At 72.8% G+C, this 2141-nt stretch carries 2 protein-coding genes; both read right to left on the bottom strand.

Going from position 1 to position 2141, the window contains the following annotated elements:
• A partial coding sequence (locus GH736_RS21640; protein ID WP_159606976.1) for a rhodanese-like domain-containing protein occupies positions 1-588 on the bottom strand: 588 nt, incomplete at its 3' end.
• 92 nt (positions 589-680) lie between these two features.
• Positions 681-1961 (bottom strand): M18 family aminopeptidase, encoded by a 1281-nt coding sequence (locus GH736_RS21635; RefSeq protein WP_159606974.1) that lies wholly within the window; start codon positions 1959-1961, stop codon positions 681-683.
• Positions 1962-2141: the final 180 nt, after the last annotated feature.

The raw sequence follows: 2141 nt of genomic DNA, 5'->3' as shown, positions 1-2141 counted from the left end.
GACGATGGAAACGGCGACGGAGATCACCGTGACGATGAAGGTGGCTTTGTTGGCCTCCACCGTCATCACGATGATCTTCCGGTCGACGTTCCGTTTCCGCCCGGTGAGGTGGGTCAGCGAGTAGAGGCCCGTCGCGGCGACGTTCGTGAGGGCGTCCGCCGGCCGCTGCGCGAGCCCGTCGGCGGTGTCGAACGCGAAGCCCTCGCGCACCCAGTACTCGAAGCCGCCGAGCATCTCCTTGACGGGATGCCCGAGCAGGGCGAACTCGAGCGCCGCACGCGTCGCGCCGTTGCATCCCGGTCCCCAGCAGTACACGACGACCGGGGTGCCGGCCGGGATCCGCTCGGCAGCCTCCGCTGCGATCCGCCGACCCGGCAGGTGGATCGCGCCCGGCACGTGTCCTTGGGCCCAGGACTCGTCGCTGCGGGTGTCGACGAGCACGAACCCGGGATCGCCGGCGCGGAGTGCGGCCGCGACATCCGAGACATCCGACTCGAAGCCGAGTCGGCCACGGAAGTGCGCGACCGCGTCGGCCTGTGGGGCGACGTGCTCGAAGAGGGCGGATGCGGTGACGGTGGTGTCGGTCATGCCTTCACCCTCGCACCGCCGCCCGCGCGCCCACGCGTGAAATCGCGCCGTCGTGCCGCGACATCCGGCCAGCGTCGTCGGCGGGCGACGCGTCAGTCGCCTTCGGGCGAGAAGAACGCGGTGATCGCCGCGGCGAGCGCGACGAGGTCGTCGACGTGCGCGAGCTCGCGGGCGGAGTGCATCGAGAGCAGCGGCGTGCCCACGTCGACCGTGCGGATGCCGAGCCGGGTCGCGCTGAGAGGCCCGATGGTGCTGCCGCACGGGATGGTGTTGTTGGAGACGAACGGCTGCGCCGTGACGCCGGCCTGACGGCAGGCGCGCGCCCACATCGCCGAGCCGACGCCGTCGGTGGCGTAGCGCTGGTTCGCGTTGAGCTTCAGCAGGGGACCGCCGCCGAGCACCGGACGATTGTTCGGGTCGTGCTTCTCGGGGTAGTTCGGGTGCACGGCGTGCCCGGCGTCGGAGGAGAGCAGCCACGAGTCGGCGAAGGCGCGACGACGGTCGCCGGCGTCGGCGCCGAGCCCTGCCGCCACGCGGGCGAGCACATCCTCGAGGAAGGGCCCGCTGGCGCCCGAGCGCGACTCCGAACCGAGCTCCTCGTGATCGAACGCGGCGAGCACGCTGACGTGCGCCGCGTCGTCGGGCGCGACCAGCAGTGCCACGAGGCCGGCGTGCACCGAGCTGAGGTTGTCCATCCGGCCCGCGGCGAAGAGCTCGCCCTCGCGCCCGAACCGTGCGGGGGCGGCCGTGTCGGCCATGAGCACGTCGTGACCGGCGACGTCGTCGGCGTCGACCCCGGCCAGGCCCGCGAGGTGCGCGACGAGGTCGGGCCCGGGCGCCGATCCCCAGATCGGCTGCAGGTGACGCTGGCGGTCGAGGGTGAGGCCCTTGTTCACGTCGCGGTCGAGGTGGATGGCGAGCTGCGGGATGCGCAGCATCGGTCCGGTGCGCACCAGATGCTGCACGCCGTCGGTCGTCACGAGCCGCCCGGCGAACTCGAGCTCGCGGTCGAGCCAGGAGTTCAGCAGCGGGCCGCCGTACACCTCCACCCCGGCCTGCAGCAGCCCCTCCGAGCTGGTCGAGGCACCGGGCTTCAGCTTGAACGACGGCGAATCCGTGTGCGCGCCGAGGATCCGGAACGGCGTCCTCGGCGTCGCCCCGGCGGGCTGCACCCACGCGATGACGGCACCGTCGCGCACGACGACGCGGCGACCCGGCCCGGTCGGCCACTCGTCGCGCTCGTCGAGTCGCTCGAACCCGGCGGCCTCGAGCCGATCGGCGACCGACGCGGCGGCGTGGTACGACGAGGGCGAGTCGCGGATGAAGTCGGCGAAGTCGGACAGGTGGGCGTCGGTATCGAGCTCGGGCACCATCCCATCCAACACCGCCCGAGCGGTCGCGGTCGAGTCGAGCGCGTTACGCGAAGCGCACCACGGCCTGCAGCCGCGACCGGACCTCCATCACCTCGGTGCCGCCGAGGTGCGCCGAACCGGGGATCCCCTCGCGCACGGCGCTGGCCAGCCGGGAGCTGCGGACGAGCGCCACGACGGCCC

Origin of the sequence: Agromyces humi (assembly GCF_009720255.1) — a bacterium.
In the GTDB taxonomy this organism is placed as follows: domain Bacteria; phylum Actinomycetota; class Actinomycetes; order Actinomycetales; family Microbacteriaceae; genus Agromyces; species Agromyces humi.
This window is presented reverse-complemented; position numbering and strand designations above follow the sequence as displayed.

What these genes read in the sequence shown, in the direction of transcription:
- GH736_RS21635 (WP_159606974.1), bottom strand. Translation starts at nt 1,961, where the DNA reads ATGGTGCCCGAGCTCGATACCGACGCCCACCTGTCCGACTTCGCCGAC.